This is a genomic window from Arthrobacter sp. UYCu512, assembly GCF_040547075.1.
Taxonomy (GTDB): Bacteria; Actinomycetota; Actinomycetes; order Actinomycetales; family Micrococcaceae; genus Arthrobacter.
Genome location: NZ_JBEPPA010000008.1, coordinates 167,346 through 182,718, shown reverse-complemented (window position 1 = coordinate 182,718; position 15,373 = coordinate 167,346). Strand labels below are relative to the sequence as shown.

General features: G+C 66.2%; 15 protein-coding genes. 1 reads left to right on the top strand and 14 read right to left on the bottom strand.

The window, feature by feature from the left end; all coding sequences use genetic code 11:
* Positions 1–4: 4 nt before the first annotated feature.
* The 14 genes from tatA to ABIB49_RS10645 form a co-directional block, all read right to left on the bottom strand.
* Positions 5–274, bottom strand: a complete 270-nt coding sequence (gene tatA / locus ABIB49_RS10710) for a Sec-independent protein translocase subunit TatA (RefSeq protein ID WP_226775840.1) — start codon at positions 272–274, stop codon at positions 5–7.
* 29 nt (positions 275–303) lie between these two features.
* On the bottom strand, positions 304–708 hold the full coding sequence (locus tag ABIB49_RS10705) for a hypothetical protein (protein WP_354157052.1): 405 nt from the start codon (positions 706–708) through the stop codon (positions 304–306).
* A 5-nt stretch (positions 709–713) separates the two neighbouring features.
* Complete coding sequence (locus ABIB49_RS10700; protein ID WP_354157051.1) at positions 714–2,723, bottom strand: helix-turn-helix transcriptional regulator; 2,010 nt, start codon at positions 2,721–2,723, stop codon at positions 714–716.
* A gap of 137 nt (positions 2,724–2,860) precedes the next feature.
* Positions 2,861–3,256 (bottom strand): FKBP-type peptidyl-prolyl cis-trans isomerase, encoded by a 396-nt coding sequence (locus ABIB49_RS10695; protein WP_282359914.1) that lies wholly within the window; start codon positions 3,254–3,256, stop codon positions 2,861–2,863.
* A 43-nt stretch (positions 3,257–3,299) separates the two neighbouring features.
* Entirely contained in the window at positions 3,300–4,232 is a 933-nt protein-coding gene (locus ABIB49_RS10690; RefSeq protein ID WP_354157050.1) for an FKBP-type peptidyl-prolyl cis-trans isomerase, read from the bottom strand.
* Positions 4,233–4,342: 110 nt separating this feature from the next.
* Positions 4,343–5,707, bottom strand: coding sequence for a Pup--protein ligase (gene pafA / locus ABIB49_RS10685; RefSeq protein WP_282359916.1), 1,365 nt, complete (start codon positions 5,705–5,707; stop codon positions 4,343–4,345).
* 1 nt (position 5,708) lies between these two features.
* The gene (prcA, locus tag ABIB49_RS10680) at positions 5,709–6,416 is read right to left on the bottom strand and encodes a proteasome subunit alpha (RefSeq protein ID WP_253032757.1); all 708 of its coding nucleotides are present in this window, start codon (positions 6,414–6,416) and stop codon (positions 5,709–5,711) included.
* A 1-nt stretch (position 6,417) separates the two neighbouring features.
* Positions 6,418–7,251, bottom strand: coding sequence for a proteasome subunit beta (prcB, locus tag ABIB49_RS10675; RefSeq protein ID WP_354157049.1), 834 nt, complete (start codon positions 7,249–7,251; stop codon positions 6,418–6,420).
* Positions 7,252–7,320: 69 nt separating this feature from the next.
* Entirely contained in the window at positions 7,321–7,524 is a 204-nt protein-coding gene (locus ABIB49_RS10670; protein WP_282359918.1) for a ubiquitin-like protein Pup, read from the bottom strand.
* An 89-nt stretch (positions 7,525–7,613) separates the two neighbouring features.
* Complete coding sequence (gene dop / locus ABIB49_RS10665) at positions 7,614–9,224, bottom strand: depupylase/deamidase Dop (RefSeq protein WP_354157065.1); 1,611 nt, start codon at positions 9,222–9,224, stop codon at positions 7,614–7,616.
* A 59-nt stretch (positions 9,225–9,283) separates the two neighbouring features.
* The gene (gene arc, locus ABIB49_RS10660; RefSeq protein ID WP_396021308.1) at positions 9,284–10,969 is read right to left on the bottom strand and encodes a proteasome ATPase; all 1,686 of its coding nucleotides are present in this window, start codon (positions 10,967–10,969) and stop codon (positions 9,284–9,286) included.
* A gap of 193 nt (positions 10,970–11,162) precedes the next feature.
* Positions 11,163–12,263, bottom strand: a complete 1,101-nt coding sequence (locus ABIB49_RS10655; protein ID WP_226775851.1) for a tRNA (adenine-N1)-methyltransferase — start codon at positions 12,261–12,263, stop codon at positions 11,163–11,165.
* A 113-nt stretch (positions 12,264–12,376) separates the two neighbouring features.
* Positions 12,377–13,585, bottom strand: coding sequence for a site-2 protease family protein (locus tag ABIB49_RS10650; RefSeq protein WP_282359921.1), 1,209 nt, complete (start codon positions 13,583–13,585; stop codon positions 12,377–12,379).
* On the bottom strand, positions 13,578–14,327 hold the full coding sequence (locus ABIB49_RS10645) for an HAD family hydrolase (RefSeq protein ID WP_282468153.1): 750 nt from the start codon (positions 14,325–14,327) through the stop codon (positions 13,578–13,580). Before ABIB49_RS10645 ends, ABIB49_RS10650 begins: the two co-directional genes overlap by 8 nt.
* A gap of 130 nt (positions 14,328–14,457) precedes the next feature.
* On the opposite strand from ABIB49_RS10645, the gene ABIB49_RS10640 reads away from it, so the two are divergent.
* Positions 14,458–15,363, top strand: a complete 906-nt coding sequence (locus tag ABIB49_RS10640; protein WP_354157048.1) for a PAC2 family protein — start codon at positions 14,458–14,460, stop codon at positions 15,361–15,363.
* The last annotated feature ends 10 nt before the right edge of the window (positions 15,364–15,373 follow it).

Sequence of the window (15,373 nt, the reverse complement as noted above, 5' to 3'; positions counted from 1 at the left end):
GGTGTTAGGCGCGGTTCGGCGGCGGAACGTCGGTTCCGCTTTCGGCGCGGGATTCCGTGCCGGCGGATTTCGGATGGTTGACGACCTTGCCCTCGACAGGCTCGGAGCCCTCTTTGTCGTCGGTAGCGCCGTCCTTTTTCATTTCCCGGACTTCCGACTTAAAGATCCGCATCGACTGGCCCAGGCTCCGGGCCATGCCGGGCAGCTTGGGTGCCGCGAAAAGCACCAATGCCAAAACAACGATGATGATGAGATGCCAGCCTTCAAGTCTCATGACAGGAGGTCCTTTCGTTTGGTTACATCTTACGTCTTAGTGAATTCGATGTCGCTTAGCCGTTGGGGCTGGCCGCGGTCCATCTTGCGCCTGACGCGCCGCCGCCGGCGGGCTTCCTGCCGCGCGGTTTTGGCTGCCCGGTAATCGTGCCGCAGCTGGTCCGGAGAGGCAAATACGGCCGATCCGGGTTCCCCCGGGAGCACGGATCGGTCCTTGCCCCCGGCGTCACCCGCGCCGTCCGGCCGGGTGTTTTCGGAGTTGCTTCCCGACGCCGGACCGGCCGACGGGAAGCTGGCGAACCTCTCGGCTGCTTCCCCGAGCTCCTTGACCGTGGCCATAAAGGTCCGGAACAAGCGGACGCCGAGCGCGACGAAGAGCAAGAGCGACAGCGCGACGAGCGCTATCCAGATCACGATCCAGGACCACCAAGGCATGCTGACTACTCTAGCCGCCGGAGCGGCTGGTCTTCATATTGGGCAAGTGCGGCTGCGAGCCATTCGCGGGAACTGCCGGCAAGTTCTTCGGGCTCCAGGATCCGTGCAGTCCCGCCGTGCTGGGCCACGAACATCGGCAGCCAGCCAGTGCTGCCGAAGCGGATTTCGGCCAGCAGACCGCCGTCGGTCAGCTGTGCCGTCCGTTCGGCGTAGTATTCGTCGGCGAGGCCGGCGCCTTGCCGGGTCAGCTGGACCACCACCACCGCGTCGTCGTCGTTCGGGGTGAAGAGTTTGACCGGCAACTTCCCGTCTGGAGCTGCCTCACCGGACACTGGCTGGCCGGTGGTTTCCAAGGCGTCGATCCGGTCCAGCCGGAAGTTCCGCAGGGCACCCGCGGAATGGCAGAACGCCTCGAGATACCAGGTGTTGTCCAGCGAATACAGCCTGAGCGGATCAATGTTGCGGGTAGAGGCGGTATCGCGGAGCGGTGAGAAATAACGCAGCCGCAGCTGGGCGCCGTTTCGGATGGCCTGGCGGGCCGTCTCCAGGGCCGCAGTATTCCCCGGGGCCACCTCGGGTCCGGACAGGACGGCCGCCTTCAGGCCTTCCTCCCCGGCCGCGGCCAAAAGTTTGAGCGTAACGGATTCCAGTGCCCCGCCCTCGGCAAGTTCGGGCAGGCTGTTGAGTGTTTCCAGCCCGGTCAGCAGGGCGCAGGCCTCTTCCACTGTGAAGCGGACGGGCCGGTTCAGGTCGAGGTCCTGGGTGATGGTGACGTGGTCGTCCTCCCACTGGATATCGAGCAGGTCATCAGGGTAGCCCTCCGGAAGGCCCGAGCAGATCAGGATGCGCAGGTCAGCTTCCAGCTCTTCCCGGGTGATGCCGAAGGTTGCCGCTACCTCCGAGATGTGCAGTCCCTGGTGGTGCACCAGGAACGGCACAAGCTGAAGCATCCGGGTGAGTTGGTCTTCGGATGTGCGCTTGCGGCCGTGCCGTGCCGAACCCGTTGCCGGGAACGCAATCGGCGGGGCCGGCGCCGCCGCGAAGTCGGCGGCGCCCGCCAGGCGCCGGCGCACGGACGTCACCAGACCGGGCGGGGATACCACCTGTACCCGGGGACCGTAGGAGGCGAGTTCCTCCGCCAGCGTCTCAGCGTCCCGGTACGGGACACTGAGGCGGTCCCGCCCGGCGGCGGTCACCCCGGCGTCTTCCGGCCCGCGGACGGCGGTGGCCCGCCTGCGGAGGCCGTGGACGCTGCCGGCCCGGACGTCCACGACGGCGGTCTGTACCGGCAGCTCCGTCAGCGTGGCAAGTTCTGCGCGTACGTTGAAGTCCGGCGGAGCCGTGAAGTTCTCCTTCGCAAGGACGTCAACGGCCGAGGTGAGCCGGGACAAGCGGAAGAAACGCTTGGCACCCCGGGTCCTGTCATGGCCGACGAGGTACCACTGGCCAAACCGGCTTCCGAGCCCCCACGGCTCCACGAGCCGGGCCTCCTCCCGTCCGGTGCTGCCGGCCAGGTAGCGGAAGCTGACGGGGTGCCGGGCGTGCACAGCGGCGACGAGGTCCTCGAATGCCTGGCCCGCGGGCCGGATCCGCGGCTGCAGCCCGGCGGGGAGCTCGGCGTCGACCAGCCCGCCGGATGCCTGCAGCTTGCGCACCGCGTTGACGGCCGCCGAACCGAGGGCTGCATGCTCCCAGAGCTGGGCTGCCAGGATGAGCACAGTGCACTCTTCCGGGGTGAGGCTGACATCGGGCAACCGGTTGGAATCCTTGCCGATCCGGTATCGGGTGGTGGCCGGATCATCCGAACCCCAGCCCTTGTCCGTCACGGTCTCGACCTCGAAGCCGAAGCGGCGCAGCTCGCCCTTGTCGCGTTCGAACATCCGGCCGAAAGCGACGTCGGTGCTGGTGGTGTCGTGATACACCTTTTGCCGCAACTCACCGCGGCGCAGGCCGTACGTGGTGTTGAGCAGGGCTATCAGGAGGTTCAGGAGGCGTTCGGTACGGGAGGCTGACACCCCGCTAGGGTACTAAAGTCTGCTCCCGAATATGGCAAAAGCGCGGCACCAGCCGGAAGAACTTCCCGGATGGCGCCGCGCCCAGCGGCTCAGGACCGCAGCCGGCGGGGCCGGCTGCGGTCACAGTGTGCCGGTGCTTAGCGGACTGCGACGAGGTCGACGACGAAGATGAGCGCCTCGTTCGGGCCGATCGCCCCGCCGGCGCCGCGGGCACCGTAAGCGAGCTCGGCGGGGATCTCAAGCCGGCGGCGGCCGCCGACCTTCATGCCCAGCAGACCCTGGTCCCAGCCCTGGATGACCTGGCCGACGCCGACACGGAAGTCGAGCGGCGCGCCGCGGCCCCAGGAAGCGTCAAACTCCTCGCCGGTGGACCAGGCCACACCGACGTAGTGGGTGGAGACGGTGTCACCGGCCTTGGCTTCGGCGCCGTCGCCTTCAATCAGTTCGGTGATGACAAGTTCGGTGGGAACGGCGCCGTCCGGGAAATCAATTTCCGGCTTCTGGCGGTCGATGTTTCGCTGTCCAAATGACATGGGTGCTCCTTCTAGCGTGACTTAGGTAGTGGGGGTGCAGCAGTTACTTCTTGCCCAGGATGTCAACGACGAAGACGAGGTCGCCCTTTGCGTCGCCCTGGCCTGCGTCGCCGTAGGCGAGGTCCTTCGGGACAACCAGCAGGACGCGGGAACCAACCGTCTTGCCGGCCAGGCCCTGGGTCCAGCCTTTGATAACGCCGGTCAGCGGGAAGGTGGCCTTTTTGCCGCTCTCAAAGCTGGAGTCGAAGACCTTGCCGGTGGCGAGGGCAACGCCCACATAGTTAACGGTAATGGTGTCCGCTTCGGTGAGTGCGGGTCCGCTGCCCTTGATCAGGTCCTGCGAGACAAGCGCTGTCGGGGCGGCGACGCCTTCGACAGAAATCTCCGGGATGCCCTTGTCGTTTTCCTTCACGGTGGGCAGGCCTGCCGGCGGGCTGACAGTCTCACCCTCGGGCTTGTCGAGGACGGGGGGTGCGTCCTTGGCGGAGATGACCTTGACGATCAGGAGCTGGGTGGGCTTGGCCTCGGCACCTTCGGCGGCTGCGGCACCGGGGACAGCGAGGGCCAGCTGGGAGCCGATCTTCGTACCGACGAACGCGTTGTAGATCACGGCGCTGTTGGTTTTGAGCTCGTCGTTTAGTTCGAGCTCCTCCGGGTCCTTCGGGAAGGTGTCTTCCAGGGTGGAGCCGTCAGTGCCGTTGAGGGCAATGATGGAAATAGCAGCGATCTGGTTCGCCTTGACCCGGTCGCCGTCGCCCTCGCTGACGACCTTGACGGTCGGTTCCTTGACGTCGAGCGGCTTGGTGAATTCAACACCGGGTGCCTTCTTGTCGCCGTTCTCCGTGAGCTTGAGGGAGTCCAGCTTGGCCGTTTCGCCGGCGGACTGGCTGGAGGGCTCCGGGGCGGCCGGTTCGCCGCCGCCGCAGGCGGTCAGGAGCAGCAGCCCGGGAAGAAGAATTGCTAGTAGTCGGCGCACTTAAGAACTTTCGTCGGGGCAGGATGGACGCCTTGCCGGGCACAGGCCAGCGGCAAAGCAAGCGTTGGCCGCGAGCGGCACTCGTCCAGAATAACGCGGAAAGCTGGGTATCAGCCCATAGAGTCCAGCAAGGCATCGACCCGTTCGTCCACACTGCGGAACGGATCTTTGCACAAAAGTGTCTGATGGGCGCGGTCGTTGAGCTTCAAATGCACCCAATCGACGGTGTAGTCGCGGCCCAGTTCCTGCGCCCGCCGGACGAAGTCCCCGCGGAGCTTGGCGCGGGTGGTCTGCGGCGGAGCGTCCACAGCATCCTTCACTGCGGTGTCATCGACCACGCGGCGGACGGCACCGCGGGCCTGGAGGAGGTAGTAGAGCCCGCGCGTGCGGGAGATGTCGTGGTAGGTCAGGTCAAGCTGCGCGATCCGGGGCGCGTCGAGGCCCAGATTGTGACGTGCGCGGTAGCTGTCCATCAGCTTCTTTTTGATCGCCCAGTCCACTTCGGTGTCGATTGTGCTGGTGTCGCCGCTTTCGATCGCATCAAGGGTGCGTTCCCAGAGATCCAGGATCAGCGGAACGTGGGCGTTGTGGGCCCCTTGCTCGGCGACGAACGCCGTGACCTTTGCCAGGTATTCGCGCTGGATCTCGAGCGCGGTGAGCTGCCGGCCGTTGGCGAGCCGGACGAGTGCGCGGCCGCTGAGGTCGTGGGAGATCTCCCGGATGCTGCGGATCGGGTTTTCCATCCGCATATCGCGCATGATCACGCCCGCTTCGATCATCCGCAGGATCAGGTCAACGGTTCCGACCTTCAGCAGGGCTGTGGTCTCGGACATGTTGGAGTCGCCCACAATCACGTGCAGCCGGCGGTAGAATTCGGCGTCTGCATGCGGTTCGTCGCGGGTGTTGATGATCGGGCGGGACCTGGTGGTGGCGGAGGAGACACCCTCCCAGATGTGGTCGGCGCGCTGCGAGAACGCGTAGGTCGCCCCGTGCGGGGTCTTGAGGATCTTGCCGGCGCCTGCGATCAGCTGCCGGGTCACAAGGAACGGAATCAGGATTTCGGCCAGCCGGGAGAACTCCCCCCGCCGCGGAATGAGGTAGTTCTCATGGCTGCCGTAGGAATTTCCGGCCGAATCGGTGTTGTTCTTGAACAGGTACACCGTGCCGTTGAAGCCCTCGGCCGCGAGCCGCTGCTGCGCCTCGTCGACGAGGTCGTCCAGGATCAGTTCCCCGGCCCGGTCATGTGCTATTAGCTGGGCGAGGTCGTCGCATTCCGCTGTGGCATACTCCGGGTGCGAACCGACGTCGAGGTACAGCCTGGAGCCGTTGGTCAGGAACACATTGGAGGACCGTCCCCAGCTGACAACCTTGCGGAAGAGGTAGCGGGCTACCTCTTCCGGCGCCAACGGACGGGACTCCGGACTTGAATAGGAAATTCCAAATTCGGTCTCAATGCCGAAAATACGCTTGTCCATCTCAGTTCTCCTCCACCAGCACTGCCGTGATGTCTGCGTCGTCCAGCCTGCGGAAGGCGCGGCGGGTACCGCGGCCGCTCTCCGAACCCCGGTCCAGTACCGCCACCTCAACGGCCGAGGCCGGCAGCGTGTTGGCCTCCTTGTCCGCGACGAGGCCCGCCAGTGCCAGCCTGATGGCCGCGGCGAAGTCGAGTTCGCCCTGCCAGCCGGCCGCCACCTCTTCGGAGACCTTGTCGGCCTGGCCGCCCATCACGATAAAACCCTTCTCGTCCGCGATGGAACCGTCGAATGTCAGCCGGTAGAGGTGGTCTTCGTCCGGGGAAGTGCCGACCTCGGCGACGGCCAGTTCGACTTCAAAGGGCTTTTGTTCGGCCGTAAACACTGCGCCCAGGCTTTGGGCGTAGACACTCGCGAGGCCCCGGGCTGTGACGTCCTCCCGGTCGTAGGAGTAGCCGCGCACATCCGCGTAGCGCACCCCGGCCTGGCGGAGGCTTTCGAATTCGTTGTATTTCCCCACGGCCGCAAAGGCGATCTTGTCGTAAATCTCACCGATTTTGTGCAGCGACGGGGACGGGTTTTCGGCCACCAGGGCGATCCCGTCACGGCAGCTGATGACCACCACGGAACGCCCCCGTGCGATGCCTTTCCGTGCGAAATCCGCGCGGTCCTTCATCAGCTGCTCGGGCGATACGTAGAACTGCTGGGTCATCTCAAGCCTCCCGCCGGGCTGCGGTCCGGGACTCTATAACGGTGCCGGCCACTGCCGCGAGCTGACGCTCCGGAACCCGGAAGGCACCTGAGCGGTTGACGATGTAGACCACGGGCCAGAGCTGCCGGACCGGATCGGGTCCGCCGGTGGCGGAATCGTCGTCGGCGGCGTCGTAGAGGGCCTCGACGGCGACGGCCACGGCTTCCGGCTCCGTGAGGTTGGGACGCCAGAGCTTCTTCAGCGAGCCGCGCGCGAACACCGAGCCCGAGCCGACGGTGTGGTGTTCCTGCTCCTCATACCGTCCGCCGGTGACGTCGTAGGAGAAGAGCCGGCCCAAGCCAGCCGGGCGGTCGAATCCCGCAAACAGCGGCACAACGGCGAGGCCCTGCATCGCCATCGGAAGGTTGCTGCGGATCATCGCCCCAAGCCGGTTGGCTTTGCCGTCCAGGCTCAGCAGCGTCCCCTCGATCTTTTCGTAGTGTTCAAGTTCGACCTGGAAGAGCCGGGTGATGTCAAGGGCGATTCCCGCGGTTCCGGCGATGCCAAGCACGGAATACTGGTCGGCCGGGAACACTTTTTCGATGTTCCGGCTGGCGATGACGTTGCCCATGGTGGCGCGGCGGTCCCCCGCCATCAATACGCCGCCCGCATATGTCAGCGCCACAATCGTTGTCCCGTGCGGCGCTTGCAGCGGCGCGGCAGGCACCCCGGCCGGCAGTTGTTGGCCGGAGCCTTGCAGGCCGAACGGCAACAAATCGGGGCGTTGGCGTTGAAGGTGTTCAGCGAAGGAGGACGTGGCGTTGGCGGCTACCTGGTTGGCGGTGGTTTCCTGCACTGGTGCACTCCCTCAACGTAGTGAATCAACGGCTTCCGGTCCTGAGCACTGAGCCCGGTGCCAGCCGCGCTATTGGCCGCCCTTTTGGACAAAAGCGCGGACAAACTCCTCGGCGTTGGATTCCAAAACGCCGTCGATCTCATCAAGCAGGTCGTCGACGCCCTGGGTTGCGGCCGAGGCCTGGCCCTCCGCGGGGGCCGGCGGGGCGGCCGGAACGTCTTCGTCGACTTCCGCGTCCCGCGACTGCGGCTGCTGCTGCTCCTGGCCTGCCATTATTTTCTCCTTCTGTCCGTCCCTCCTTCGCAAGGGACTTCCTGTAAGCCATAGTGCCACGCCCGGCGGCGCTGCGGGGTCCTTTGTCCCTAGGAACCGGGTGGGAGCCCGAGGAGTTCGGCGAGGAACGGTCCGGCTTCCCGGTGCCGGGCGAACAGAGGCCCGGTGAGGGCCTCTGTTCCGCGCAGCGGTTCCCGGGTGGGGACCCGCTGCAGCCTGCCGCGGCCGGGCACATCGAAGATCACCGAGTCCCAGCTGGCACCGACCACGCCGGTCCCGAAACGGCTGATGCAGCGGCCCCTGAAGTACGCCCGGGTATCCGACGGCGGTTCCGTGACCGCGCGCTGGATCGCGCCGTCGTCGACCATCCGCCGCATTCGGTCCCGGGCCAGCAGCCGGTAGTAGAGTCCCTTCTCGGGCCGGATATCTGCCCATTGCAGGTCCACCAGGCCCAGCCGGGCGTGGCCCCAATCCAGTCCGTCGCGGTCCCGGTAGCCCTCCAGCAGCGAGAGCTTCGCAAGCCATTCCACCGAGGAGGCGGCGGCGGCGCGGTCGCTGCCCAGCTCGGAAAGCGTCGCCGACCAGCGTTCCAGCACCCCGTGTGTGTGGCCGTCACCGTCCACGGAATCGGCGACGCCGGTGTCCTGGGCATGTTTTGCGGCCGCCTCGAAGTAGATCCACTGCAGGTCCAGGGCGGTGATCCGCCGCCCGTCGAGCAGCCGCAAGGTGGCCGTGAGCGAGGTGTCATGGCTGACAGCCTGCAGCGCGGCGACCGGCTCGTGGACTTCAATGCGAGGGGCAAGCCCGGCCTCGATCAGGCTGAGCACCAGCGCGGTGGTGCCGAATTTCAGGTAATTGGACGCCTGGCTGAGGTTGGCGTCGCCAATGATAACGTGCAGGCGCCGGTACTTGTCCGCCGTCGCGTGGGGTTCATCCCGGGTGTTGATGATGGGCCGGCGGATGGTGGTTTCCAGGCCGACCTCCGTTTCGAAAAAATCTGCACGCTGGCTGATCTGGTAACCCGGGAGGGAGCCGTCCTGCTTGATACCAACCCGGCCGGCGCCGCAAAGAACCTGCCTGGTGACGAAGAACGGGGTCAGCCCCCGGACAATGTCGCCGAAGGGCACACTGCGCGGCATCAGGTAATTTTCGTGGGACCCATAGGAGACCGATTTGTTGTCCGTGTTGTTCTTGTACAGATTCAGCGGGGGCAGGTCGGGGTCGGCAGCGAGCCGCCGCACCGCCGCCAGCGCAACGAGGTCTCCAGCGGCGTCCCAGGCGACGACGTCCAGCGGGCTGGTCACTTCCGGGCTGGAGTATTCGGGGTGGGCGTGGTCGACGTAGAGACGGGCACCGTTGCCGAGCACCATGTTCATCAGCAAGGTGCCGGACTCGTCCTCGCCGTCGGCTTCCAGCTCCTGCCGTCCGTAGGCGAGGGCAACGGCTTCGGCGTCGAGCACGGGCGGCTGATCGGTCAGCTGGTCCGGTTCGGCCCGGCTTCGTTCCAGCGTCCAGCCGCGGGCATCGCGCAGCGGTTCCTCGTCGGAGTAGTCCCAGCGCGTTTCGGCCCCGCCGGCGGCGCGCTGCCGCGTCACCTGGGCATACGCCTGGATCACCCGGGCCGACATCATCGTGGCGTTCGCCCCCGGCGCGGACGGTGCGTGGATGCCGTATTCGGTCTCAGAGCCCATCACCCGCATGGCACCGCCGACGGGAAGCCCGCCGGGACCGCCGGCGGGCTTCCCCGGCACAGCGGATGTCACAGGTACTGGCCAGTGCTCGGCATTGTTTCGATGGACTTGCCGGGTTCCTGGCCGGCCTTGCCCTGGACAATGGTGCGGATATACGTGATGCGCTCGCCCTTTTTACCCGAGATGCGCGCCCAGTCATCGGGGTTTGTGGTGTTGGGCATGTCCTCATGCTCACGGAATTCGTCGATGACGGCACGCAGCAGGTGGTCGATGCGGATGCCCCTTTGGCCCACCGTCAGCAGGTCCTTGATGGCGTACTTTTTGGCCCGGTCCACCACGTTCTGCACCACGGCGCCGGAGTTGAAGTCCTTGAAGTAGAGCATTTCGGTGTCGCCGTTCGCATAGGTGACCTCGAGGTATTCGTTGGACTTGTCGGTCGAGTACATGGCCTCGACCGTGCGCTGGACCATGGCGTCCACGGTGGCCTGGATGTCCCCGCTGTATTCGGCCAGGTCCGACTCGTGGAAGGGCAGGTCGGCGGTGATGTACTTGTTGAAGATGTCCGCGGCGGCCTCGGCATCGGGGCGGTTGATCTTGACCTTGACGTCCAACCGGCCCGGGCGCAGGATCGCGGGGTCGATCATGTCTTCGCGGTTGGATGCGCCGATGACGATTACATTGTCGAGGCGTTCGACTCCGTCGATCTCGCTGAGCAGCTGCGGGACAATTGTGGTTTCGACGTCGGAGGAGATGCCGGTGCCGCGGGTCCGGAACAGCGAGTCCATTTCGTCGAAGAACACCACCACGGGGCTGCCTTCCGATGCCTTTTCACGGGCCCGGGCAAAGATCAGCCGGATGTGGCGTTCGGTCTCGCCGACGTACTTGTCCAGCAGTTCCGGGCCCTTGATGTTCAGGAAGTAGCTTTTCATGTCCGTTTTGCCGGTGCGTTCGGCCGCCCGGGCGGCCAGGGAGTTGGCTACCGCCTTGGCGATGAGCGTCTTGCCGCAGCCGGGCGGGCCGTAGAGCAGGATCCCTTTGGGCGCCTTGAGGCCGTGTTCGCGGTACAGGTCCGGGTGCAGGAACGGCAGTTCCACGGCGTCGCGGATCTGTTCGATCTGCGGCCCCAGGCCGCCGATGTCCTGGTAGGTGATGTCCGGTACTTCCTCGAGGACCAGGTTCTCGACCTCCGAGCGCGGGATCTTCTCGAGGGCGTAGCCGGTACGGGAATCGATCGAGAGTGCGTCGCCGACGCGGAGTTTCTGCGCGAGCAGGGCGCCCGAGAGCCGGATGACCCGTTCCTCGTCGGCCCGGCCAACTACCAGCGCCCGGTCCGGTCCCAGCAGTTCCTTCAGCGTGACCAGGTCGCCGGCCCGTTCGTATCCCAGCCCGGCGACCACCAGCAGTGCCTCGTTAAGCAGGACTTCCTGGCCGGCCGCCAACTGGTTTATGTTCACCAGCGGACTGATCCCCACACGCATCTTCCGGCCCGCGTTGAAGATGTCCACGGATTCCTCGGTGGCGGCCTGGCCGCCGTTCCCGGCGGCAGGTTGGCGCTTTGGATTCAGCTGCAGGACCGTGCCGAAGCTGTACGGCGGCTGGCCCTCCTGGTCGAGGGCATTCTTCAACCGCATGATTTCCGCTTTTGCGGTCTCCAGCATCGAGACCAGTTTGGAGTTGTTTTGCGTCGCAGCGCCAAGCTGGCGGTCAATCTGCCGGAGCTTGTCCCGGAGGATATTGAGCTGGCGCTCGGCCATCGACAGTTCGCCAATCGGGGGGCCAGCACCGTCAGTGGTATGCGCTTGTTCCCCGGCTGCCGCCGCGTCCTGCGCCGGCGTCCGGCCCGGATCGGTGTTCGGAGTCTCCATGGTGCATCAGCCCCTTCGTACGCTTCTCCTTAGACACTAGTCCCAAGAAGACCGGTGACGCGGGAGAGTTCCGAAATGCGGACTACTTCGTGATCTCCGGATCGTCCTTGACGTTGGTTCCGGCGATGGCGTCCCGGGCCGCCCGGCGCAGCTTCTTGTCCGACACGGCGCGCTCCCCTACGGCACCGGGCGTCCAGGCATTTACATCCTCTTCGTTGAAGCCGGTCTTCGACGGACGGCGCTTCAGGGAGATGCCCGTGACGCCGTCCGCGAGCCGCCGGGTGACGAGCAGGAAGCCGGTGTGCGCGACCATCCTGTGGTCCGGACGCACGGCGAGACCCTCGAGGTGCCAGCCGCGGACCATGGATTCCCAGGCGTCGGGTTCGGTGAAGCGGCCGTCGGCGCGGATGGCCTCCGCGGTCCGGGACAGCTGCGTGACGGTGGCGACGTAGTTGATCCACACGCCGCCCGGTGCCAGGACAGTGGCTACGGCGTCAAGGCATTCCCACGGGGCCAGCATGTCCAGGACCACCCGGTCCACCGAACCGGGCTCCTCGGTGCGGACCACTTCCTCCTGGAAATCGCCAATGCTGATCTGCCAGGCCGGGTGCGGGCCGCCGAAGATCGTCTCGACGTTGCCGCGGGCGATGTCGGCGAATTCCTCCCGGCGCTCAAAAGAGTGCAGGTAGCCGTTGTCGCCCACCGCACGAAGCAGCGAGATGGACAACGCGCCGGAGCCGACGCCTGCCTCGACCACGCGGGCGCCCGGGAAGATGTCCGCCATGGTGACAATCTGGCCGGCGTCTTTGGGGTAGACGACGGCCGCGCCGCGCGGCATGGACAGGACAAAGTCCGAGAGCAGGGGCCGCAGCGTCTGGTACTGCTGGCCAACGTTGTTGACTACAACGGATCCATCCGGCATGCCGATGATCTCGTCATGGTTCAGGAAGCCGCGGTGGGTGTGGAAAGCACCGCCGGCTTCAAGGCTGATTGTGTTCATCCGGCCGCGTTCGTCGGTGAGCTGGACACGCTCACCCTCCCGGAAGGGTCCGCGTCGGCGCGCTGACCCGACGGGGGCGGCGGCCATCCGTGCGGTCGCCGTTGCCGGTGCGCTGCTGACGGCAGCGCCGTCGGCCGTTCCGGCGTCGTCTGGGCTGATGCTGGCGGCGGTGTCGCTGCTCATGAAGATGTTCCTCGCTCCTGGAAAGCTGTGTGGACGCCGATGGTGCCGGAGGTCCGGCCCCGGGTGCCCGGGGCCGTGGCCCGGGCACGGAAATACACGACCGGCAGGTAACTCTACCGGCTTTGGCCGAACATCCGCTTGCCGGGCCCCGGACGCCGGCCCTTGAGGGCTGCCAGCACAACTGATTGTCGGAGCAGTCCGGTGACGGTGCCGTCGCGGTCCACCACGGCGTACTCCACGCCGTCGAGCTGGGCCAGGTACTGGAGCAGTTCCTGCCCCTTTGACCAAGCGGGCACGTACGCGCCGGGTCCAAGGGCGTAGGACACGGCGGTAAGGGCGGTGGTGGCAGCCGCGCCGGCAGGAACGGTGGCCACTGCCGCGCCGTCGACCACTCCCGCCGGACGCCCGTCCGGACCGTAAAGGACAATAGCCGGAACTGCCCCGGTGGCCGGATTCGGGGCCAGCGCCAGCAGCTCGGCCACGGTGGCCGACTCCGGGAAGCCGAGCGCGGGTTCGGCCAGCGCCCCGGCTTCCACCAGGGGTAGCCGGCCCCGCAGCCGTGCCTGCACAATCGAGGCGCCGGCGCCCATCCAGAGGAAGCTGCCAACGAGGGCTGTGATGAGCATCAGTGAAACATCCGGCCGGCCGCCGCTGAGCAATGGCAGCGCCACAAACCACAGCACGAGGGCGATCACAATGATCCTGCCGCCCCAGCCCGCCGCCACGGTGCCCTTCTCCTGGCTGCCCGTCAGTTTCCACACGGCGGACTCCACCAGCCGGCCGCCGTCCAGCGGCAACCCGGGCAGAACGTTGAAGAGGCCGATCAGCAGGTTGGCCCAGACGAAGATGTTGGCCAGGATGCCCGCGACTCCGCGCAGGTCGGCGCCGGTCAGCAGGAGCCAGCCCGCTGCGGCCAGGACAAAGTTCGCCGCAGGACCTGCCATCGCCACAAGGACCGACCGTCCGGGCGAAGCCGTGAAGCTTTCGAACTGGGTGTGCCCGCCCCAGAGGTTCAAGACGATCTTTTCGCTGGGCCAGCCGAAGATCCTGGCAGTGAGTGCGTGCGCGAGTTCGTGCACCAGGACTGAAATCAGCAGCAGGACAGCGTAGGCGAAGGCGACAAGGTACGCGCCGATGCCCAGCAAGGGGTTGTTCGCCTGCAGCACCGGGCCGTAGGCGATCACGGTGAAGGCGGCAATGATGAACCACGAATAGGCGAGGATTACCGGCACACCAAAGATGCGCCCCAGCGCGATTCCTTCTTTGCGGCCTTGTTTCCGGGGATTCTGCCCATTGCGTCCGCGGGTTTCGGTGTCAGTCATGGTCAGGCACCTTCGCAGCGTCGGGTTCCCGTTCGAGGGGCGCACCCGGGAACTCGTGCCGCAGCGCCACGAGTTCTTCGAGGTCGGCCACCGTACGGCCCGCCAGGGTGTCCCAGCTGGCGTGGCGGGGGTCCGGCGGCAGGGGCACAATGTGCGCAATGGCGACCGTCAGGACTCCGGAGGCGACGGCGGCCGCCACTCCCGGTTCCGAGTCCTCGAGTGCGATGCAGTGGTGCAGGGCCAGCGAGGGGTCCTGCTCCTGGAGCAGTTCGACAGCCTTGAGATAGGCCTCGGGATGCGGCTTGCCCTGTGTGACGGTGTCACCGGTTACCAGGAAATCGAAGTATGGCTTGGGAAGGCTCGCCACGATCTCGCGTGCCAGCGGGGCCTCGGACATGGTCACGAGGGCACAGCGGATGCCCGCGGTGTGGAGCTCGTCCAGGAGCTCCCGGGCGCCGGGCCGCCAGGGCACGAGGGTACGGACCCGGCTGATGACATGGGCCGTGAGGATGTTGATAATCTCACGGCGTTCCAGCGCGACGCCGGCGTCCTGCAGGATGCCCGCGGAGAAGTCCAGGGACTGGCCTACCAGCTGCATCGCCTGCGGATGGGACCACTGCCCGCCGTGCGCCTCGACCAGGGCATGCTCGGCCTCAATCCAGTACGGTTCAGTGTCGACTATGGTGCCATCCATATCCCAGAGCGCGGCTTTGAGGAGGGGCTGGGAAACTGTGGATTGCATACTTTCCAGTCTACGGTGCGGGCCTGTGCGGGGCCCGAGAGTACGCCTGTGGCGAATATCCACCGCGGGACGGCGATTCCCGGCGCTTCATTCCATGCGGCGGCCGGGTCCTTGGACGTAGGGTGAAGAGATGAACAGCTTTGAGGTAGACCCCACGGAAACGGGCAGCGTGCCCGAGCCGGAACGGCTGCTGCAGCCCGTTCCCGAGGGCAGGCGCATCACCGTAATGCTCGCCGCCTTCGAAGGCTGGAACGACGCCGGTGAGGCCGCGAGTGATGCCTTGCGCTACCTGAACAAGCTCTGGGGCGGCAAAAAAGTCGGATCGGTCGACGCCGACGAATACTACGACTTCCAGTTCACCCGGCCCACCATCCGCCGCACGGCGACCGGGGAGCGGAAGATCAAGTGGCCCTCAACCCGGATCTTCAAGGCGAGTGCTCCCGGGTCCAACGTGGACGTAATTTTTGTCCAGGGCACGGAGCCGTCCTACAAATGGCGCGCCTACACCGCCGAACTGTTGGTCCACGCCGAAGCTCTCAACGCCGACTGCGTGATCCTCGTCGGCGCGCTGCTCGCCGACGTGCCGCACAGCAGGCCGATTCCGGTAAGCACGTCCACCGATGACCCCGCGCTGCGGGAGCGGATGGACCTTGAAGCATCGCAGTACGAGGGTCCCGTGGGAATCGTCGGGGTCCTTGCTGAAGTAGCACTGCTCGCCGGACTGCCCACGGTCTCGCTCTGGGCCGCGGTCCCGCACTACGTGGCCCAGGCGCCGTCGCCGAAGGCCCAGCTCGCCCTGCTGCACCGGATCGAAGAGTTGCTGCAGGTTCCGCTGGACACCCAGGACCTCGTTGAGGAGTCCGACGCCTGGGAACGCGGCGTGGATGAGCTGGCCACCGAGGACCCCGAAATAGCTGCCTATGTGCGCCAGCTGGAGGAGGCAAAGGACACCGCTGACCTCCCGGAGGCCAGCGGCGAGTCGATCGCCCGGGAATTTGAGCGTTACCTCAAGCGCCGCGGCAAGGACAAGCCATAGCGCAAGGCCG